The sequence below is a fragment of the Pseudodesulfovibrio aespoeensis Aspo-2 genome, assembly GCF_000176915.2.
Lineage (GTDB): Bacteria > Desulfobacterota > Desulfovibrionia > Desulfovibrionales > Desulfovibrionaceae > Pseudodesulfovibrio > Pseudodesulfovibrio aespoeensis.
In genome coordinates, this window is sequence record NC_014844.1 from 534815 (window position 1) to 555046 (window position 20232).

A 20232-nucleotide genomic window follows, 5' to 3' on the forward strand; every position below is an offset into this window, starting at 1 on the left:
GCAGGATCAACGGGAATGCAGTTTTCCAATCACCATAAGGAGTCGATCATGAGTACCATTACAGGCGTCTGGGCCCGCGAAATCCTGGATTCGCGCGGCAATCCCACGGTTGAAGTCGAAGTCATCCTCGAGTCGGGCGTCATCGGCAGGGCTGCGGTCCCGTCGGGCGCGTCCACCGGCTCGCGCGAGGCCCTGGAGCTGCGCGACAAGGAAGACCGGTACGACGGCAAGGGCGTCATGACCGCCGTGGAGAACGTGCGCGGCGAGATCGCCGGGGCGGTCATCGGCATGGACTGCCTGCGCCAGACCACCCTGGACAACACGCTCATCAGCCTGGACGGCACCGAGAACAAGGAACGCCTGGGCGCCAACGCCCTGCTCGGCGTGTCCATGGCCGCCTCCCGCGCCGCAGCCCGGTTCCTGGGCCTGCCCCTCTACCAGTACCTGGGCGGCGTCAACGCCAAGCTCCTGCCCGTGCCGCAGATGAACATCATCAACGGCGGCCAGCACGCGCCCAACAACCTGGACATCCAGGAGTTCATGATCATGCCCGTGGGCGCGGAGACCTTTGCCGAGGCCCTGCGCATGGGCGCCGAGACCTTCCATAAGCTCAAGGGCATCCTGGCCAAGGACGGCCACGTCACCTCGGTGGGCGACGAGGGCGGTTTCGCCCCCAATCTCAAATCCCACGCCGAAGCCTTCCAGTACATCATCCGCGCCATCGAGGCCGCGGGCTACGAGCCGGGCCGCGACATCTGCCTGGCCATCGACGCCGCGGCCAGCGAGTTCTACAAGGACGGCAAGTACGTCCTGGCGGGCGAGGGCAAGACCTTCACCTCTGCCGAGCTTGTGGACTTCTACGACGACTTCACCGAGAAGTTCCCGCTGGTCTCCATCGAGGACGGACTGGCCGAGGCGGACTGGGACGGCTTTGCCCTCCAGACCGACAAGATGGGCGACCGCATCCAGCTGGTGGGCGACGACATCTTTGTCACCAACCCGGACATCCTGGCCGAGGGCATCGACCGGGGCGTGTGCAACTCCATCCTGATCAAGCTCAACCAGATCGGCACCGTGTCCGAGACCCTGGACACCATCGAGCTGGCCAAGACCGCGGGCTACACCACGGTCATTTCCCACCGCTCGGGCGAAACCGGCGACCACTACATCGCCGACCTCGCCGTGGCCGTCAACGCGGGCCAGATCAAGAGCGGCTCCCTGTCCCGCTCTGACCGGCTCGAAAAATACAACCAGCTCCTGCGCATCGAGGAAGACCTGGCCGACGACGGCGTCTACTACGGCCCGGTGCTCGGCAGCAGCTTCTTCGAAGAAGAATAGCAGCTCAGGCCCCACCCCCTTACCCGCCCCCTTGCCGGGCAGGGAAGGGGAGCAAACACAGCGCTGTTCTCCGACACGGAGAACAGCGCTTCTTGATTGAGGCAGACTGACCCTTGACAGCGCCGCTATTTGGTCATATTGCCAAGCAGACACGACACCAAGGAGCGTCAGACCCGTGCAGCCGATTCGAACAGACACTGTTGAAGACTACCGCCGCAAGGCCAAGGTCATGAAGGCGTTGGGGCATCCATCCCGCCTGATGATCGTGGACGAGCTGTCGCGCGGCGAGCGGTGCGTCTGCGACCTGACCGCCCTGGTGGGCCACGACATGTCCACGGTTTCCAAGCATCTCTCAGTGTTGCGCGAGGCCGGGATCGTGGTGGACGACAAGCGCGGGCTCCAGGTGTTCTACCGGCTCAAGGTGCCGTGCGTGCTCAATTTCTTCAAGTGCGTGGATGCCGTGCTCGCTGCGAAGTGATTTTTTTTGGAGCCATAATTTGGCGAAACCTGCAAATAGAGCATTGAAAGAGGCCGTGAAATGACCTGGAAGACCGAATGGAAACCGCTGGCCGTTGTCCTGGGCGTGTTTCTGGCGTTCTACTATCTGCCCCTCGGCGGGGAGCGGTTCGACAACGCCGTGTTCGAGGCGTTGTATCTGGCCAAAGACTATGCGCAGGAGCATGTCCTGCTCTGCCTGGTGCCCGCGTTCTTCATCGCCGGGGCCATCGGCGTGTTCATCAGCCAGGCCTCGGTCATGAAATATCTCGGCCCCAAGGCCAACAAGGCGGTGGCCTACGGCGTGGCCTCCTGCTCCGGGACCATCCTGGCCGTCTGCTCCTGCACCATCCTGCCGCTCTTTGCGGGCATCTGGCGCATGGGCGCGGGCCTTGGCCCGGCCTCGGCCTTTCTCTACGCCGGCCCGGCCATCAACATCCTGGCGGTCATCCTCACGGCGCGCATCCTGGGGCCGGGGCTTGGCATTGCCCGCGCCCTGGGCGCCATCGTCTTCAGCATCGTCATCGGGCTGCTCATGCACTTCTTCTTCCGCAAGGAGGAGCATGCGAAGGCCGCCCGGATGGCCGAGATGCCCGAGCCGGAGGTGGCCCGCCCCCTGTGGCAGAACGCGGTTTACTTCGCCACCATGATCGGCGTGCTCGTCTTTGCCAACTGGGGCAAGCCCACCGAGGCCACCGGCCTGTGGCACGCCATCCACTCGGCCAAGTGGATCATCACCTCGCTCTTTGCCCTGGGTTTTGCGGCTTGTCTGGTGGGCTGGTTCAATGTCCGGCTGTGGCACATGGTCCTGGCCGCGCTGCCTGCCGCGGCCCTTGGGCTGCTTTTCCCGCAGATGCCGCAGCTCGCCTTTGTGGCCGGAGTCATCGGCCTGTCCATGCTGACCTCCACCCGCGAGGACGAGCTTGGCGAGTGGTTTGGCCAGAGCTGGGGATTTGCCAAGCAGATCCTGCCGTTGCTCCTGTTCGGCGTGCTCATCGCGGGCATGCTGCTCGGTCGGCCCGGCCATGAGGGGCTGATCCCCTCCGAGTGGGTCAGCCAGGCCGTGGGCGGCAATTCCTTGCTCTCCAACTTCGTGGCCTCGTTTGCCGGGGCCTTCATGTACTTTGCCACTCTGACCGAGGTGCCCATCCTCCAGGGGCTTATCGGCAACGGCATGGGCCAGGGTCCGGCCCTGGCGCTGCTCCTGGCCGGTCCGGCCCTGTCCCTGCCCAACATGCTGGTCATCAGGAGCGTCATGGGTACGCAAAAGACGGTAGTGTTCGTGCTGCTGGTGGTGGTCATGGCCACCATAAGCGGTATGCTGTATGGAACCTTTTTTGGATAAGGAGACGACAATGAAGAAGATTCTTGTTCTGGGCCCCGGCTGCCCCAAGTGCGAAAAGCTGAAGAACGACGTCGAGGCCGCGGCCAAGGCGCTGGGCATCGAGTACGAACTGACCAAGATCGCGGACATCAACGAGATGATGCAGTACGGCGTCATGAGCACGCCCGCCCTGGTGGTGGACGGCGAGGTCAAGGTGGTCGGCAAGGTGCCGTCGGTGGACGAACTCAAGAAAATGCTCGCCTGACCGGCGATTGTGAGGAAGAACCAATGAGTAATGCATGTGCATGCAGCGCGGCCCCGACACTGATATTTTCTTGTTCCGGCGGTGCCGATGTCGGTGAGATAGCCGACCAGTCCGCCCGGCTGCTGACGCGGCAGGGCACGGGCAAGATGTTCTGTCTGGCCGGCATCGGTGGCCGGGTGTCGGGCATCGTCAAGAGCACCGAGGCCGCGGACCGCATTCTGGTCATCGACGGCTGCCCGCTCAATTGCGCCCGGAAAACGCTGGAAGAGGCCGGGATTACGCACTACAGCCATCTCCAGCTCGACGAAATCGGGCTGAAGAAGGGCGCGTCCGAGCCGTCGGCGCAAAACATCAAACTGGCTGCCGACAGGGCCGCCGAAATCCTGAAGTAGGCAATGATGAAAAAACCCCTCCTGCTGGCCGGGCTGCTCGTCCTGGCCGTGGTCGCGAGCGTGGCCGTGTATCTTCTTGATCCTGACCCGCAGGCAGCCTCGACCGGAACAACGCCCCAGGCCATGGCGGCGGACCCGGCCCCGGCCTCGGGCAGCCCGACCCTGTCCGCCGGGGTGGCAGACCTGCTCTCCGGTCGTCCCCAGGTCACGCCGGTGCCGGGGATGGTGACCATGGTGGACATCGGCGCGCATTCCTGCATACCCTGCAAGATGATGGCCCCAATCCTCAAGGAGGTGGCTGCCGAGCAGGAAGGCCGCGCCGCCATCGTCTTCATCGACGTGTGGCAATACAACGACGAGGTGAAGAAGTACGGTATCCGCGTCATTCCCACCCAGATATTCTATGATGCCGAGGGGCGGGAGCGGTTCCGCCACGAAGGGTTCATGAGCAAGGCGGATATTGTGGTCAAGCTCGTTGAACTGGGCATGCCCGGGGAGTAGCGGATGGACCAGTTCTACCTGCTCATCAATGAGTGGATCGGGGGCGGTCTGGCCCTGGCCGCCTTGGGGTGTTTCCTGTGGGGTGTGGTCAGCGTGCTCTTCTCGCCGTGTCATCTGGCCTCCATCCCGCTTATCGTCGGCTATGTGGGCGGCCAGAACGAGCCGGTGCACGGACGGCGCGCCGTGGCCTACGCCCTGCTCTTCTCCTTCGGGCTGTTCGTCACCATCGCCCTGGTGGGCATCGTCTGTGCCATGCTGGGCCGGATGCTCGGCGACGTGCCGTCATGGTGGACGATTCTGGTGGGGCTGGTGCTGCTGTGGGTGGCCCTGGACATGCTCGGCGTGGCCCGCTGCTCCATGTCCGGCAGCTTGATGGGCCGTCTGCGGCTTCGGGGACTGACCGGCGCGCTGGTGCTGGGCCTGGCTTACGGCGTGTTGTCCGGGTCGTGCACCTTCGGGTTCATCGCCCCCATCCTGGCCATCATCCTGGTCCAGGAGCGCGTAGCCTCGGGCATGCTGCTCATCATCCTGTTCGGCATCGGCCACTGCCTGCCCATCCTTCTGGCCGGGAGTTCCACGGCCTGGGTCAGGCGGGTGCTTTCCAGCAGTGCCTTTGGCAGCGCGGGTCAGAGATTCCGCCGTCTGGCCGGGGCGACCATCGGCCTGCTGGGGGTGTACTTCATCGCCCTGCCGTTCTTCGACTGATCCCTTTTCCACGTGAGGCAATCATGAAGCTGCTGCGCCGCATCCTGTTCCAATCCATGTCGATCGTGCTTCTGAGCGCGATCCTGGCCCTGGCCGCCAACGCCGTGCGGCCCGACGCAATCCCCCTGATCCACGCCGAGAGCAGCGCAGTGGACCTCGCCGGCGGGTCGGACACCATCGAAATCAAGGACGCGGCCATGCTCTTTGCCTCGGGCCGCGCCCTGTTTCTCGATGCCCGCACCCGGCTCGAATACAACTACGGCCACATCAGGGGCGCGCTCTCCCTGCCGCCCGACGAGTTCGGCGAGCTGTACCCGCTCCTTGCCGCGAAAATCCGGCAGGCCGAGATCCTCATCACCTACTGCGACGGCGAGCGGTGCCCGCTCAGCCATGAACTGGCCGAGAAACTCACCGCAGCCGGGCTGGTCAATGTCCGGGTCCTGGTCAACGGCTGGACCGTGTGGACCAGGGAACAACTGCCCACGGAAACAGGCGGGGCGAGCCTGCATTCGGCCTACCCGCCGCCCTCGGCCCTGTGCCCCGACTGCGGCCAATGACCCCCCTGGCCCCTGTCGCCCTGATCCTGAGGCTGGCCCTGGGAGCGGTCTTCCTCTACGCCAGTTGGGACAAGCTGCTCAACCCGGCAGATTTCGCGGCCATCGTGCGCGACTACCGCATGGTGCCGGACTGGTCGTCCAATGTGGTGGCCGTGTGGCTCCCCTGGCTTGAGGCCGTGCTCGGCCTCCTGCTGCTGGCCGGGGTGTGGCGCTGGGGGAGCCTGCTCCTGGCCAACCTGCTCCTGCCCGCCTTCTGGGGGATGCTTTTTTTCAATTACCTCAGGGGGATCGATGTCGGTTGCGGCTGCTTTTCCACCACGCCGGGGGAATCCGGCGACATGGAGTGGTTTCTCCTGCGCGACGGGCTGCTCGTGCTCCTCGGGCTGGCGGCAGCCCTTGCCCAGTGGAAACAACGGGCAGCCAGCCGGGCGTGAGGAACAATCAGGCAGGGGAGGGGGCATGATCGCTCCCTGCGGGTTGCATATTCCTGCCGATTTCTCTACGAGACTTGGAGCGCGGCCAGCCCGCGCCTGTGTGAACGATCCGCGATCCATCAACGCTCCGGGACACGAGACGCCGCCCCTGCATCACTGCTTTCGCTTCTGCGCAGCGTCCTTTTCGCAGTCGGTCCCGGAGATTCTCACGGGGTCTTGTCCAAAAGATTCCCTGAGCCGCCGGAGGCAACACCATGATTCTACTCGACGGCAAGGCAACAGCGGCCACTATCCGGGCCGAAATCAAAGTGGAAGTGACCGAACTCTCGGCCAGATTCGGGCGCAGTCCCGGCTTGGCCGTGGTGCTTGTGGGCGAGGACCCGGCCAGCCAGGTCTATGTGCGCAACAAGGAGCGCGCCTGCGAGGACTGCGGCATCGTCTCCATGCCCTACCGGCTGGAGAGCGCCACCCAGCTTGAACTGGAGGGGCTGATCCAGCAGCTCAACCGCGACGTGAACGTGGACGGCATCCTGGTCCAGCTGCCCCTGCCCAAGGGGCTGGACAGCCAGCGTATCCTCGACCTGATCGATCCCAACAAGGACGTGGACGGCTTTCATCCGGTCAACGTGGGCAGGATGAGCCTCGGCCTGCCCGGATTCAAGCCATGCACCCCGGCGGGCGTGATCACCCTGCTCAAGCGGTACAACCTGGACCCGGCCTGCAAGAAGGCCGTGGTCATAGGCCGCTCCAACATCGTGGGCAAGCCCCTGGCCATGATGCTCTCCCAGGCCGGTCCCTGCGCCAACGCCACCGTGACCCTGTGCCACTCGCGCACCGCAGACCTCAAGGCCGAGTGTCGGGAGGCGGATTTCGTGTTCGCGGCCATCGGCGTGCCCAACTTCGTGACCGCAGACATGGTCAAGGAGGGCGCGGTGGTGGTGGACGTGGGCATCAACCGCACTGACGAGGGTCTGGCCGGGGACTGCGATTTCGAGGGCCTCAAGGACAAGGTCCACGCCATGACCCCGGTGCCGGGCGGCGTCGGCCCCATGACCATCGCCCAACTGATGGTCAACACCCTGGAGGCGTTCAAGCTCCACGTGGGCGCGTAACCGTTTGTATTGAAGCAAGGCGGGGCGGTCCGGGTCTCCGGGCCGCCCTTTTTGCGTGGCCGGAAAACGCCGATTTTCCGGGCTCGGCATTTGCCTTACCCGCCCGGTTTCGTGTAGCGTGGCCCGGACTTGAAACAATCATGGCCCAGGCCGCGAGGCCAAGGGCGGGAGGCAGGCAATGAGCAGCATTTTCGTGGCCGGGGCAGCCGGCACCATTGGGTCCGCAGTTTTGACCGCCCTGCGGGACGCGGGCGCGGACGTGGTGGCCGGAGTCCACACCCCGGAGCAGGCCGAGGGACTCGGGCAGTCTGGCGTCACGGCGCGTCCCTTTGATTTTGCGGACCAGGAGTCCATGGCCAGCGCCATGCAGGGGTGCGACCGGCTCTTTCTCGTGCTGCCCCTGGCCGAGAAGATGACACGCTTTGGCCATTTGGCCGTGCAGGCGGCCAAGGCCGCAGGCATCGGCTACATCGTGCGCTCCAGCGGCTACGGCTCGTCGTCCGATGCCCACTGGCGGCTGGGCCGGGAGCACGGCATGGTCGATCAGTTCGTGGAGGATTCGGGCATCCCCTTCACCACCCTGCGGCCCAACACCGTGATGCAGAACTTTGCCACCAAGCTGGCTCCCATGGTCCGCTCCGGCGTGCTGGCCCTGCCCGAGGCCGAGGCCAGGGTCAGCTACATCGACGCCCGCGACATCGCGGACTGCGCCGCCAGGCTCCTGCTCGACAACGCCGGGCACGAGTCCCGCGTCTATGCCCTGACCGGCCCCCAGGGGCTCTCCCTGGCCGAGGTGGCCGACATCCTGACCCGGACCACGGGCCGCCCGGTGGCCTATCGCCCGGTTGAAGAGGCCGAATACATGGACGCCCTGGCCCGGGCGGGCGTGCCCGAATGGAACACCAACATGCTGGTCAGCCTGACGCGCGTGGTCAAGCTCGGCATGGCGGGCAACGTGACCGGGGCGGTCGAACACCTGACCGGCAGCCCGGCCCGGAGCTTTGCCGACTTTGCCGCCGCCAGCGCGGCCAGTTGGGCCTAGGGGCGGGCCGTGCGCAAGGGGCAGGACCGTCTGATCGGGCTGATCCGGGAGATCGCGGCAGGCCGGTATTCCGACGAGATCATGGAACTGACCAGGCCGGGTTATCCCGCGGAAATCCGGGAGCTGGCCGAGGCAGTGGGCCTGATGATGGTCGGGATCGAGGCCAGGGAGTTTCACCTGGAACAGCTCACCGAGACCATCAGGCGCAACTCCCTGAACACGGTCACTGCGGTGGTCAACGCCCTGGGTGCGCGCGACGCCTATACCGAGGGCCATGGTGAGCGGGTCAGCGTCTATGTCGAGCGGCTGGCCCGACGGCTTGGCCTTGACAACGACGAGGTGGAGCGCATCCGCATCGCGGGCGTGCTGCACGACATCGGCAAGATCGGCTTCAGCGACCTGATCTTCTCCAACGAAGACACGCAGATGAGCGAGGACATGCTCCTTGAGATCCGCAGCCATCCGCAGTGGAGCTACGACATCCTGAAGAATCTCGACTTTCTCGGGCCGTCCCTGGAGTATGTCTACGCCCATCACGAGCGGCTCGACGGGCGGGGCTACCCGCGCGGGCTCATGGCCGACGAAATCCCCCTGGGCGCGCGGGTGCTGGCCGTGGCCGACTGTTTTGACGCCATGACCACCGATCGCCCCTACCAGCGGGGCAAGACGCCGCAGGAGGCCCTGGCCATCCTCGGCTCCCTGGCCGGGAACGCCCTGGACCCCGCCGTGGTGGACGTTTTCATCGTCGAGATCGAGGACAACGGCATGGTCGGGTAGGCCGGGTGTGGCGGGAGAGGGACAAGATCGTGCAAGACCGCTTTGTCCGGCCTGGGGCATCTTCCCGAAAAACACGGGAGGAACCCATGAACGATCTCTTTTCCGATCTTGATTGCGGCATCGTGGCCCGCCTTGCGGACAATGCGGTGGCCGAGACCCTATCCGGCGAGCAGCCCTGGCACGCCCATCCGATTTTTGCGGGTGTGGCCCTCAAGCATCTGGTGACCGGCGCGCAGACCGGGGGCCGATTCAGCGCGCATCTGGTGCGGCTGGAGCCGGGCGCGGAAATTGGCGACCATCTCCACGAGGCGAGCTGGGAGCTGCACGAGGTGGCCGCCGGTTCGGGCCGGTGCCTGCTTGGCGGGCGGCCCATCGACTACGCGCCGGGCGTGGCCGCCGTGCTGCCCCAAAACGTGCCCCACAGCGTGCGCGCCGGGCTGGACGGCCTGCGGCTCCTGGCCAAGTTCGTCCCGGCCCTGCTCTGACCGGGGGCACTGGAGGTCCATGACCGCGCCCGATCAATTTCATTTCACCGCATATCCCGGTCTGGACGGGGTCCACCTTGTTCGCAGCGCCGGGTCTGTGCCCACTGCGGCCCGGCACAGCCACCGCTCCCTGTGCGTGGGCGCGGTCCTGTCCGGCGAGCGCGTTCTGGTCCTGGCGGGCGGAGATATCCGTGTTGCAGCTGGTCAGGTGCTGGTGCTTGCCCCTGGACTGGTCCACGCCTGCCCGGACGCGGGCGCGAGCGAGGCCGTGGTCATCAGCGTGTCCGCCGACCAGCTGGACCGGCTCGGATTCGACGCGGCCTGTCTTGGCCGGGTGGAGCCCTGTCTGGACGACCCGGACCTGTTCGGGTGCGTGACCGGGCTGGCCGGGCTGGCCGGGGGCAGTGTTGCCAGCCTGGAGCGGGACGGTGCGCTCCAGGCCTTGCTGGCCCGGCTTGAGGAGAGAGGCCGGGGCAGGCCCGATCCGGAAGCGGGCAGCGGCTCCAGGCCCGCTCCTGTGGAAGCGGCTGTCCTCCATCTCACGGCGCATGCCGGTGAGGAGGTCCGGCTGGACCATCTGGCCCGGCTGGCGGGCATGAGCCCGTGCCGTTTGAACCGGTTGTTTTCGCATCACATCGGCATGCCCCCGCACGAATACCAGACCCTGCTGCGCGTCCAGGCGGTCAAGGCGGCCATCGGGGCGGGAGTGGGGCTGGCTGAGGCCGCGGCCCAGGCCGGATTCTTCGACCAGAGCCACATGACCCGGTGCTTCAGAAAGGTCGTGGGCATGACTCCGGGCCAGTACGCCAGGGGCGTGTCCCGTTCCTGACCCGCCGAGCGCCCTCCATTTGGAGGCGCATTATCATTTACATTTCATTTGGGTATGCTATGTGCTTGGACGGTAGGTCATGCCGTCATGGCCGCCGGAAATCGAGCATGCCAAGAAGAATCGCCTATCTGATGCCCCTTGTGGTTGGTCTGGTCATGGCCGCGGCCCTGGCCGCCACGATCTATGCCGACGGGCAGCGCCATGCCCAGCAGGCGCGCCTGGAGGTATTTCACCGGCTGTCGGCTGTGCAGAGCGGGTTCGAGAACGCCCTGAACACCCGGCTGCACCTGGTCAGGACCCTCAAGGCCTTCATCGCCCTCAACCCGGACCTGGATCAGGCCACCTTCGCCGCCCTGGTCGGCGGGCTGCTGGCAGATGTGGGCGGCATCCGGTTCATCGAACTGGCCAGGGACAACGCGGTTTCGCATGTCTACCCCGAGAGCGGGGGGGAGGCGGTCCTTGGCAGGAAGCTGACCGCGGAGTATCCCCCGGAGGTGCGCAAGGCGGCCCTGCTGGCCGCAAGGACCGGCCACACCCTGGTCCTGCCGCCCATGGCCGTGCCCGAAGGAGGCGAGGCCATCGTGGCTCTGGCCCCGGTTGCGCTTGGCGCGGATGGCGGCCACTGGGGCATGGTCCTGGTGCTCATCGATGTCCGGACCCTGTTCCGCGAGGCCGGGCTGCCCGGCGTCTCGCAGCTCGACATCGCCTTCAGGGAGCTCTCGCCCGGCGGGAACGACCGCATGATTTTCGGCCAGCCGTCGGTGTTCGACATGGACCCGGTGATCATGAACACCCCGGTCCCCCAGGGACTGTGGCAGGCCGGGGCGCTGCCCTCTGGCGGCTGGCACCCCTCGCCCAACCGCGTTCCGCTGCTCTATGGGGGCGTCGCGCTCATCGCCCTGACCACCGGGTCGCTGCTGGCGGTCATGGCGCTGATCTTCGGCAGGCTCCGGGAGCGCGAGAAATACCGCTATCTGGTGCAGAACGCACGCAGCATCATCCTGCGCGTGGATATCAACGGGCAGATCACCTTTTGCAACGAACACGCCGAGGCCTTCTACGGTTACGGGCCGGGCGAACTGCTGGGCAGGCCGCTGGTGGGGACGCTGATCCCGGAGCGTGGGCCGGGCGGCGAGCCCATGAAGCGGCAGCTCAACAGGCTCCTGGCAAACCCGGCGGAGCCGGTGCTGGCCGAGACCACCTCGGTGCGCCGCAACGGGGAGCTGGTCTGGGTCTCCTGGACCTACTCGCCCGTGTCCGGCCGGGACGGGGCCATGGTCGAGCTCCTGTGCGTGGGCACGGACATCACCGACCGCAGGCAGACCGAGGAGGCGTTGCGCCAGAGCGAGCGACAGTACCGGCTGCTGGCCGACAACATCATGGACATCATCTGGGGCACTGACGCGGACCTGCGCATCACCTTTGTCAGCCGGTCGGACACCGAGCTGCGCGGCTATACCCGGGCCGAGATCATGGGCCGCCCGATTCGCGAGTACCTGACCGGCGTGTCGCGCAACAGGCTGGACGAGGGGGTGACCATGCTCAAGGCCATGGCCCGGACCAAGGAGCAGCCCCTGGCCGTGACCCAGGACCTCGAATTCCTCTGCGCCGACGGTGGCACCCTCTGGCTCGAGACCCGGCTGGGGCTGCTCCTCAGCGAGTCCGACGACATCGTGGGCGTGATCGGCGTGGGTCGCGACATCACGGACCGCAAGCTGGCCGAGGCCCTGCGCGACGATGTGGAGCGCATGGCCCGGCACGACCTCAAGACGCCCCTTGGCGCGGTCATCGGTCTGCCCGGCGAGATATCGCGCCTGGGCGGCCTGACCGGAGCGCAGACCGGGATGCTCAGGACCATAGAGGACGCGGGCGAGGCTATGCTGGCGCTCATCAACCGCTCCCTGGACCTCTTCAAGATGGAGCGCGGCACCTATGCCCTGGACCGCCGCGAGGTGGACGTGCTTGAGGTGCTGGAGCGCTTCAAGGCCGAGGCCCGGTCCATCTTCAGGGAAAAGGGGATCAGCATGGGCATCGAGATCACGGGCGGCCTGCCCGAGGATGGCGTCGTGCTGCTGGCCGAAGCGGAGCTGTTCCGCTCCATGCTCTCGAACCTCCTGCTCAACGCCCTCCAGGCCTCGCCCGAAGGGGGCTCGGTCACAATCACCCTGACCCGCACCGACTCCCTGGCCATCGCCATCCGCAACCAGGGCGAGGTGCCTGTCTCCATCCGCGAGACGTTCTTCCAGAAATACGTGCGCGCCGAGTCCTCCCCCGGCTCGGGCCTGGGCACCTACTCGGCCCGCCTCGTGGCCCGGACCCACGGCGGCGACATCACCCTGGACACCTCCACCCCCGGCGAAACCTGCGTGGTCGTGACCCTGCCGCTGCGCTGATCCCTGTGCCGAAGCGTCGAGCCCGAAATGGTTCCAATTACTGATCATGAATGCGTTGGATGCATATGCATGATGTTGACACTCCTTTGCTTTTTTAATACCTGAACTTGGAGACAAGTCCATTGCTTGATGAAGACGGAAGACTCCGGATATCCGTGAGATTGTCGGGTCGAAGTTGCCTTCTCCTGTGTTCGTCCACCGCATATTTCAATGTGCTGTCCCTGTGGCTTGCTTGTTCGATCTGGCACAGAACATACCTTGCGCTCGCGCATACCGCACCTCGGAGGATTCATGATGTTTGGCCTTCAGAAAACCCGCTTTCCCTCTCTTGCACTCACTTCCCTGTTGATTCTGTGCCTGTTGCTGCCGGGTTGCCAGGCCACCAAGAAGGACACAGGTACCGCTGCCGGGGCTGTCTTGGGCGCGGCAGCCGGAATGTTTTTCGGCAAAGGCGTGGGCAAGGTCGTTGCCATTGGTTTGGGCGCGGTGGTCGGCGGCTTTATCGGCAATCAGATTGGCGGGTACCTTGACGAACAGGACAAGCTGGCCCTTGAAAAGGAGTCGGCCAAGGCTCTCTCGAATCTGAATGATGGAGACACCGCCAAATGGGATAACCCTGACACCAAGGCGGAAGCGGAACTCACTGTTGTCAAAACCGAGACCGTCCAAAGGAGTATCCCGATCGTCAGGCACAAGGAAGTCCAGAAGCCTGGAACCCTTTCTTTGATCGGTGAACCATATGAAATCCTGACGGACTCTAACGTGCGCTTTGGGCCTTCGATGGAGTTCGATGTGGCCCGGGTACTCAAGAAGGGGAGTGTCGTTCTCGCTGTCGGGCAAGTGAAGAATGCCAACTGGATTCTGGTAAATCAGGATCGTCAGGCCATCGGGTATATCCATGCCTCTCTTGTCGGAAAGGAAGGCACTCTGGCTGCCCATGAGGCCGGAAGGAAGGCTACAAGCACTGTAGCCGTGATGCGCCCCGCCCTCGATCTGGATGCGTTGTCGGGCGACATGGCGGCGACAAAGGCCGTTCGGCCAGCCATTGACCTTGACGAGATGGTGGCTAGCTATCCCGATACCCCCGAGACTGAAGACTTGGTTGCAGAGAGGGTGGATGTGGAAGCTCCGGCCAGAACCATGAAAATGAAAGTTGTCACGCCGCGCGGAGTGGAAGAGACTACGGTCGTGGCAAGCAAGGGGACGGACGGAGCCTGGGAGATCCTTTAACTATGCAGATTTGTTGTAGGGCCTTGCTGCTGGCTGTCGTTTGCGCTCTTGTACCAGCAGGGTTTTCCCATGCCGCTTCCTGGCACAAGGTCGCTTACTCAAGGAAGCTGGGGGCGGAAGTGTTCGTCAGCCAGGGGCAAGGCAATTGGTGCAAGGAGACTGTCGAGGCCAAGATCCTTCTTGATGCCGAGAGTCCCTTGTTGGTTGAGGGGCTCGAAGATTTCTTGCAAACCGCGAGCGCGGTCATCGCCCGTGATTGTGAAGCGGTGAGTAAAACGCGCCTGCGCGTGTTCAACAGGTCGGGAGAGGGATTGGTTGCCAATTATATGGCCTCCATTCAGGATGAGTGGCGACCCGTCAAAGCTGATCCGTCGGCTATGCCGGTTGAAATGGCATCCAGCGAACAGGCCGGGCATTCCGAGCCCGCCAGGACGCAGGACACCAAGGCCGCCAAGGCCGTCAAGGCGGATTACATCAACCTTGTCGCGGGAGTCATGCCACCCGCGCAGGACGTTCTGGCCGATGAACAGGCAATAATCGACTATGTAAAAACCAAAGATTGCGAGGCGGTCCAGAGAGCTGAAAGGGACGAGTTCGCCCTGGCGAAATTGAAGCACGATGCCAGAGCCGAGGCCGAGGCCTTTTTGCGGAGTGCAAAACCTGAGCTGGTTGAACTGACTTTTCCGGCTCGGCTTGGCGAGTATGATTTTGACAAGAGCGCCTTTCCTTTTGCGCCAATGCCTACGGGCACGAGCAAGAAGGTCGGTGCCGGTTGGTCTTTGTGGTGTCCCAAGAATACCACTTTTCCCGAGAGCATCCAGGTGTCTATCAAAGGCGGTGAGGTGATTCAGCATCTCGCCATGGCCCCTGACGCCGCGGAATCCCTCCTGAAGTCCATGCGTGGAGACAGGCAGGTCACGATCAGGGCAACACTCAGGGTCGTGCAGTGGGGGCAGTATTTACGGAAGGACCGTACGCCGCCGACCGTCACGACGGTTCCTTGCGCCGTGACGGTCTCCATGCCTAAAACAGGTGAAGCATTTTTTGAATATCCAAGCAGTTGGCTTGAACCCCGTGTGGCCGCATGGCAGAAGGAAAATGAAGAGATAGAAAGAGAACAACGGCTGCGGCAGGAAGCGGAGCGTCTCCGGCAGGAGCGCGAGAAACAGGCCCAGACCGAACGCATTATGACAGGAACCGAGCCGATTCTTGCCACCTCAGAAATTGTCCTTGCCCATTTCAAAAAGCTGTCCGACCCGAAAACGTCCGGTGCGACCACAGTCAATGGCGTCGATGTGAGACGCCCGCTCCTTCTCCAGGTGACTCCGCAGTTCAAGGAAAATGTCTTCAAGGTGCTCTCCACCACCCAAGACGCAGTGGCGGTTCTCAACCAGGGCGGGGCAAGCGCTGGAGCCGATATTGGTTTCCGATCCGACGAGGGAAGGATTACGGTCGTTGTGCAAAATAGCAGGGATTTTGCAACGGTCGTCATTCCCGCCGATGTCTTGCCTGGCGTGAAGGAGGGACTGGGCGCCGCAAGGTTTCCCCTGGCCCCCACAATACAGCTGAGCTATGTGGCAGAACCTGTGGGATATGCGCAGGACCCGTGGAAGGATGGCAGGCTCCTCTATGTCCACGCCGTCAAATGTCGTTACCACATAAAGATGATGGATCAGGGCAATGGACAGACCTGGGAGGTCGAAGCCTCATCGAAAAAACAGCCGTTCACCCAGAAAAAAGATGATCGTACTGCCCGGACGCTGTCGTTGATTGGCGTCACGGGGGGCATGGAGAGCGACAAGGTTGAAAGCCTTGTGGCCGAGACGCTCAAACTGCCCCTGAAGTTTGATGAGCATGTCAAGATTCTCGCTTCACCTGATACGACCCCGTCAACGCAGAGAGATATTCTCGCGTTATTGTATGGGGGAGAAGCTGTTGTCCCAGGCCATCGGGATTTCAAGGGTTTTTTCGTCCAAACCGGCAAGTCGCTGATGGGCTTTGGTTCTCCGGTGTACTCCCTGCGCCAGGCTGTGCTGAAGCAGACGGCTGCGCCTCAGGAGAAAGAGGCCATTCTTGAAGGCCTGGTTGCCAAGTTCGGTGAACCTGATCTGACATTGAGCGAAAGAGGGTTGGACGTTTACAACTGGGGCAGGAGGATCACGGATGACAGGTCGGGAATGCCTGTCGGAAAAGAACTTCGTCGTCCGGTTTCGGCGCTCGAAGCTCAGGTGTACAGCAGCGAAACCGGAGTCCTTACCGTGCTGATCCTCACGGACGGCGAGCTCTACCCGGTCAAGGCCAACATAACGACGCAGACGGTTTTTTGATGTGTTCCAAGGTGGTTGCGACAAGGCCGCGCGGATCGGTATGGTCATGAAGCGCTTGGCGCGCCTTTTCCCATTCCTGCTGGGTTTTTTCCTGCTTGCTGTCCATGCTGCCAACGGCGCGGACGGTCCTATCCATCCACGAATAGCTTCTTCCTTCCTGCTGCTTGTGAAGCACATAGTTCAAGAGAGGAGTCAAAACGCCCCTGGAAGTCATAAGAACTAAAATTTCGCTCCTGACTCCAGAGTCGTCTTCAATGACGATGGCTTTTCTTCTGACTGCTAAATCCAAATTAGTTGTCCTCTTGTTTTTTACAATAACACACATTATACACTATAACTCTATCCTTTCAACCCCAAAATGAATGCCCCTTCGAGGGCGTTTTCAGGGTTTAGGTGCACACTTTATTAACCCGATATAACGGCGGAGACGTTGGCAAAGTAGGTGGGTGAGCCGAGGATGATGCCGTCCGCCGCGTCCATGGCCGCGATACAGTCATTGACGAAATCCTTGGTGACCGCGCAGCGGCGGTCCTTGTTCTTGGCGCACTTGTAGCAGGCGATGCAGCCGTGCATGGCCTTGCCCGACAGCTCGATCATTTCTGTTTCGATACCCTCGGTCTCAAGCTCCTGGAACACGCGGCGGATCATCAGGGCGGTGTTGCCTCCCTTGCGCGCGCTGCCGTTGATGGCGATTACCTTCATGGCGAACTCCTTAGAATGTGTTGGAGTGAATCCTGTCCTCGCGGAACCGGTCGGCCTCTCCGCCAGGTTGGGCGGGCCAGCCCAGGGGCACGAACCCGAGCGGCACCACATGGCCGGGCAGCCGGGCCAGCCCGGCGAATCCCCTGACCCGGTCCTCTATCGGATACACCCCGGTCCAGACCGCGCCAAGGCCAAGCCCGTGGGCGGCCAGGAGCAGGTTTTGCATGGCCGCCGAGCAGTCCTGCACCCAGTAGCCGGGATACTTTTCCAGCGAGAGGTCGCCGCAGACCAGGATGCCCACCGGGGCCTGCGCCGCCATCTTGACGTGGGGATGAATGGCGGCTGCCGCCGCGAGTTTCTCCGGGTCGGTCATGACCACGAATTGCCAGGGCTGTGCGTTGCCCGCGCTGGGGGCCGACATGGCCGCCCGGAGAATCTCGCGGATCATGGCCTCGGGCACGGGTTTGTCCTCGAATTTGCGTATGCTGCGCCGGGTGCGCAGGGCTTGGGTCAGTTCCATTCCAGCCTCCGTTGTGCTTGCGCCCCGCAGGGCGTTGTTTACCCTTGGTATCTTTTCTGCTACTGCTGAAAAAAGATCAAGTACGCACTTCAAAGTGCCATAGTTACCAAAAAGATACTAATGGCGATGCGCCCGGCGGGCCTTTCTCCCGGATCGCGGAGGAGGAGCGGGAGCGTCGGCGGGCGCGGCGACAGGAGACGAGATGAGCGGGAACTGCACTCTGAGGCATTGCGGCAACAAGACCTATTATTGCAACGTGGAGCTGACCCTCCAGGTCATCGGCGGCAAGTGGAAGCCGATCATCATGTACCGGCTGGGCGACGGGGGCACCCTGCGCTTCAGCGAGATCAAACGGTCCATCCCCAACATCACCCAGAAGATGCTCACCCAGCAATTGCGGGAGCTGGAGGCGGACGGCGTGGTCCGCCGCGAGGTCCATGCCCAGGTGCCGCCGAGGGTGGACTACTCGCTGACCGAGCTTGGGCTCAGCGTCATGCCGGTCATTGAGTCCCTGTGCCGCTGGGGCGCGCGCTACGAGGAGTGGGCCGTTTCGCGCGAGTCCGGGGTGGCCCGCTCGGCCTGATTTCCGGCCCGAGTTCCAGCCCGAGTCTGAGACAATCGGGGCCTCTTACTTTCCGCGGCGATTTGGGGTACTGGGGTGTCTGCCCCAGGTGAAGCCACGAGGTGAGCCATGCCCCATTTCCACGACGGTCTGTTCCGCATCCTCCGCCAGCCTTCGGTCGCGCCCGAGCTGCGCCAGGAGTTCCGCCGGACGGTGGCCTTTTCCAACTCGAGCAGGCTCAAGGCCGTCACCTGGCTGCTGTTCTGGTCCCTGGTGGGCTATCTGGTGGCCGATTACTTCACCATCAGACAGGCGGCCACGCCCCGCGCCGATGCCATGTGGGCGGGCATCGTGGGCATGCGTGCGGTGGCCATGGCGACCTGTGTGGCCTTCCTGTGGCTGTTCGGCCCCCTCCGTAGCGAGGATGATCTGCGGTCCAGGCACGGCTGGGTCTGGCAGGCGTACATCGCCTTTTTCCTGATCTACACCGCTGTCATCGTGGCCTACATGTTCCCGCTCAAGGGGAGTATCGGGCCGGTTTACATCTTCATGCTCGGCCCGCCCGCCTTCATCGCCATGACCACGCGGCAGGCGGTTCTGCACCAGACCCTGGGCATGGCGGCGGTGATCGGCTCGCTGTACTGGTTCGCCCCCGGCGCGGCCACGGTCAAGTATCACATCATCAACGCCGCTATCATCTCGTGTATCTCCTTTATCGTGGCCCACGTCACCTATGCGAGCACCCTGCGCGACTTTCTCAACAAGCACCTGATCGAGACGCGCAACGTCGAGCTGGAGGTGGCACGCAAGGCGGCAGAGGCGGCCAGCCAGGCCAAGAGTGACTTCCTGGCCGCCGTCAGTCACGAGATCCGCACACCCATGAACGCGGTGCTCGGCATGACCGAGGCGGTCCTGCACACCCCGCTCGACGCGCGCCAGCGCGACTATGTGGAGACCGCGCGCGAGTCCGCCCTGCACCTGCTCGACGTGCTCAACGACATCCTCGACTTCTCGCGCATCGAGGCGGGCAGGCTCAGGCTTGTGTCCGAGGATTTCGATCTGCCCGCGGTCGTGCATTCGGCCATGAAGACGGTCGGGCTTGAGGCCGGGCAAAAGGGAGTTGCCCTTGATTTCGAGATGATGGAAGGCGCCCCGCGCTTTCTCCGGGGCGATCCGGGCAGACTGCGTCAGGTGCTGATCAACCTGCTCGGCAACGGGGTCAAGTTCACGGAGCAGGGGGCGGTGCGGGTCACGGTCGGCCCCTGGGACGGCGGACAGGGCGGTGAGAGCCCGCCAGACCCCGAGCGGCCAGTGGGTGTGCGTTTTTCGGTCAGCGACAGCGGGCCGGGGATTCCCCCGGAGTTTGGTCAGGCCATCTTTGAGGCGTTCCGGCAGGGGGACGGCACCACCTCGCGTCGCTATGGCGGCTCCGGGCTGGGGCTGGCCATCTGCCGCGACCTCGTGCGGCTCATGGGCGGCGAGATCACGGTCCGGTCCACGGTGGGCAGGGGCAGCGAATTCATTTTGGGGCTGTACCAGATAACTCCTCTGGGTTATCAGTATGGCAATGCGAAAAAGTCGTTTGAGCAAGGACAAGCAGCTTCGTTTAATCGAACATTTTGTTGCCGGCACGACAGCTCGTTGTGCTGCTGATCTGGTTGGTGTGAACGTCAAAACAGCCGCCTATTACTTTCACCGGCTCCGGGAAATCATAGCGGAAGAAGAGTCCTGTGAAGGGATGGATTTTGGCGAATTTGAGGTCGATGAAAGCTACTTCGGTGGCAAGCGAAAGGGCAAAAGAGGACGTGGGGCGGCTGGTAAGGTTCCTGTTTTTGGAATCCTTAAAAGGGGTGGGAAGGTATATACACAGGTGATTCCTGATGCAAAAGGTAAAACCTTGCTTCCCATTATTCAGGAAAGAATCCAGCCAGACAGTGTGGTTTACTCGGACTGCTGGTATGGCTACAATGTCCTCGATGTGTCAGCATTCAAACACTTCCGAATCAACCACTCGAAGCTGTTTGCAGATAGCCACAACCACATCAATGGAATCGAGAATTTTTGGAACCAGGCCAAACGCCATATGAGGAAATTCAACGGCATTCCAACCAAGCATTTTTCTCTGTTTTTAAAGGAATGCGAGTGGCGTTTTAATAACAGCAATCCGCGAAGTCAGTTTAAACAGCTGAAACAGTGGGTTAGAAGGTATATGGGCTAGTTATCTGGCACAGCCCCTTCATTT

Annotated in this window: 23 protein-coding genes; 20 read left to right on the forward strand and 3 right to left on the reverse strand. The window is 63.1% G+C overall.

The window, feature by feature from the left end; translation table 11 throughout:
* Window positions 1-48 precede the first annotated feature (48 nt).
* The 17 genes from eno (at window position 49) to DAES_RS02555 (ending at window position 16206) form a co-directional block, all read left to right on the forward strand.
* Window positions 49-1338 (forward strand): phosphopyruvate hydratase, encoded by a 1290-nt coding sequence (eno, locus tag DAES_RS02475; RefSeq protein ID WP_013513459.1) that lies wholly within the window; start codon window positions 49-51, stop codon window positions 1336-1338.
* A 229-nt stretch (window positions 1339-1567) separates the two neighbouring features.
* Complete coding sequence (locus DAES_RS02480) at window positions 1568-1816, forward strand: ArsR/SmtB family transcription factor (RefSeq protein WP_049776435.1); 249 nt, start codon at window positions 1568-1570, stop codon at window positions 1814-1816.
* 60 nt (window positions 1817-1876) lie between these two features.
* On the forward strand, window positions 1877-3178 hold the full coding sequence (locus DAES_RS02485; RefSeq protein ID WP_013513461.1) for a permease: 1302 nt from the start codon (window positions 1877-1879) through the stop codon (window positions 3176-3178).
* A gap of 10 nt (window positions 3179-3188) precedes the next feature.
* Window positions 3189-3422: a thioredoxin family protein gene (locus tag DAES_RS02490; protein WP_013513462.1), complete on the forward strand. Its 234-nt coding sequence runs from the start codon at window positions 3189-3191 to the stop codon at window positions 3420-3422.
* Window positions 3423-3445: 23 nt separating this feature from the next.
* Complete coding sequence (locus DAES_RS02495; protein WP_013513463.1) at window positions 3446-3814, forward strand: putative zinc-binding protein; 369 nt, start codon at window positions 3446-3448, stop codon at window positions 3812-3814.
* Between the two features lie 3 nt (window positions 3815-3817).
* Complete coding sequence (locus DAES_RS02500; RefSeq protein WP_407635888.1) at window positions 3818-4315, forward strand: thioredoxin family protein; 498 nt, start codon at window positions 3818-3820, stop codon at window positions 4313-4315.
* A 3-nt stretch (window positions 4316-4318) separates the two neighbouring features.
* Complete coding sequence (locus tag DAES_RS02505) at window positions 4319-5020, forward strand: cytochrome c biogenesis CcdA family protein (protein WP_013513465.1); 702 nt, start codon at window positions 4319-4321, stop codon at window positions 5018-5020.
* A gap of 23 nt (window positions 5021-5043) precedes the next feature.
* Window positions 5044-5577 carry a rhodanese-like domain-containing protein gene (locus DAES_RS16830; protein WP_013513466.1) on the forward strand — a complete coding sequence of 178 codons (534 nt, stop codon included), beginning with the start codon at window positions 5044-5046 and terminating at the stop codon, window positions 5575-5577.
* Window positions 5574-6011, forward strand: a complete 438-nt coding sequence (locus DAES_RS02515) for a MauE/DoxX family redox-associated membrane protein (protein WP_013513467.1) — start codon at window positions 5574-5576, stop codon at window positions 6009-6011. Before DAES_RS16830 ends, DAES_RS02515 begins: the two co-directional genes overlap by 4 nt.
* Window positions 6012-6265: 254 nt before the next feature.
* On the forward strand, window positions 6266-7123 hold the full coding sequence (folD, locus tag DAES_RS02520; RefSeq protein ID WP_013513468.1) for a bifunctional methylenetetrahydrofolate dehydrogenase/methenyltetrahydrofolate cyclohydrolase FolD: 858 nt from the start codon (window positions 6266-6268) through the stop codon (window positions 7121-7123).
* Between the two features lie 178 nt (window positions 7124-7301).
* On the forward strand, window positions 7302-8165 hold the full coding sequence (locus DAES_RS02525) for an SDR family oxidoreductase (protein WP_013513469.1): 864 nt from the start codon (window positions 7302-7304) through the stop codon (window positions 8163-8165).
* A 9-nt stretch (window positions 8166-8174) separates the two neighbouring features.
* Window positions 8175-8942 (forward strand): HD-GYP domain-containing protein, encoded by a 768-nt coding sequence (locus DAES_RS02530; RefSeq protein ID WP_013513470.1) that lies wholly within the window; start codon window positions 8175-8177, stop codon window positions 8940-8942.
* 86 nt (window positions 8943-9028) lie between these two features.
* Window positions 9029-9427, forward strand: coding sequence for a cupin domain-containing protein (locus tag DAES_RS02535; RefSeq protein WP_013513471.1), 399 nt, complete (start codon window positions 9029-9031; stop codon window positions 9425-9427).
* Window positions 9428-9446: 19 nt separating this feature from the next.
* Window positions 9447-10256, forward strand: a complete 810-nt coding sequence (locus DAES_RS16835; RefSeq protein ID WP_013513472.1) for an AraC family transcriptional regulator — start codon at window positions 9447-9449, stop codon at window positions 10254-10256.
* Between the two features lie 107 nt (window positions 10257-10363).
* Window positions 10364-12649, forward strand: a complete 2286-nt coding sequence (locus tag DAES_RS02545; RefSeq protein ID WP_013513473.1) for a PAS domain S-box protein — start codon at window positions 10364-10366, stop codon at window positions 12647-12649.
* Between the two features lie 291 nt (window positions 12650-12940).
* The gene (locus DAES_RS02550) at window positions 12941-13879 is read left to right on the forward strand and encodes a glycine zipper domain-containing protein (RefSeq protein ID WP_013513474.1); all 939 of its coding nucleotides are present in this window, start codon (window positions 12941-12943) and stop codon (window positions 13877-13879) included.
* A 2-nt stretch (window positions 13880-13881) separates the two neighbouring features.
* Window positions 13882-16206: a DUF4852 domain-containing protein gene (locus DAES_RS02555; protein ID WP_013513475.1), complete on the forward strand. Its 2325-nt coding sequence runs from the start codon at window positions 13882-13884 to the stop codon at window positions 16204-16206.
* Here the strand turns inward: DAES_RS02555 and DAES_RS17520 are convergent.
* From DAES_RS17520 to DAES_RS02565, 3 genes are all read right to left on the reverse strand, one after another.
* Window positions 16172-16495 (reverse strand): hypothetical protein, encoded by a 324-nt coding sequence (locus DAES_RS17520; protein WP_157864790.1) that lies wholly within the window; start codon window positions 16493-16495, stop codon window positions 16172-16174. The two genes, DAES_RS02555 and DAES_RS17520, sit on opposite strands and share 35 nt — an antisense overlap.
* A gap of 116 nt (window positions 16496-16611) precedes the next feature.
* Entirely contained in the window at window positions 16612-16908 is a 297-nt protein-coding gene (locus DAES_RS02560) for a flavodoxin family protein (protein WP_013513476.1), read from the reverse strand.
* A 10-nt stretch (window positions 16909-16918) separates the two neighbouring features.
* A complete protein-coding gene (locus tag DAES_RS02565; RefSeq protein ID WP_013513477.1) occupies window positions 16919-17428 on the reverse strand; it encodes a nitroreductase family protein in 510 nt (169 codons plus the stop codon).
* Window positions 17429-17630: 202 nt separating this feature from the next.
* On the opposite strand from DAES_RS02565, the gene DAES_RS02570 reads away from it, so the two are divergent.
* The 3 genes from DAES_RS02570 to DAES_RS02580 all read left to right on the forward strand — a co-directional run bounded on the left by DAES_RS02570 (window position 17631) and on the right by DAES_RS02580 (window position 20208).
* The gene (locus DAES_RS02570; RefSeq protein ID WP_013513478.1) at window positions 17631-18011 is read left to right on the forward strand and encodes a winged helix-turn-helix transcriptional regulator; all 381 of its coding nucleotides are present in this window, start codon (window positions 17631-17633) and stop codon (window positions 18009-18011) included.
* A gap of 108 nt (window positions 18012-18119) precedes the next feature.
* The gene (locus DAES_RS02575) at window positions 18120-19643 is read left to right on the forward strand and encodes a sensor histidine kinase (RefSeq protein ID WP_013513479.1); all 1524 of its coding nucleotides are present in this window, start codon (window positions 18120-18122) and stop codon (window positions 19641-19643) included.
* Window positions 19558-20208 (forward strand): IS1595 family transposase, encoded by a 651-nt coding sequence (locus tag DAES_RS02580; RefSeq protein ID WP_013513076.1) that lies wholly within the window; start codon window positions 19558-19560, stop codon window positions 20206-20208. Before DAES_RS02575 ends, DAES_RS02580 begins: the two co-directional genes overlap by 86 nt.
* Window positions 20209-20232 lie beyond the last annotated feature (24 nt).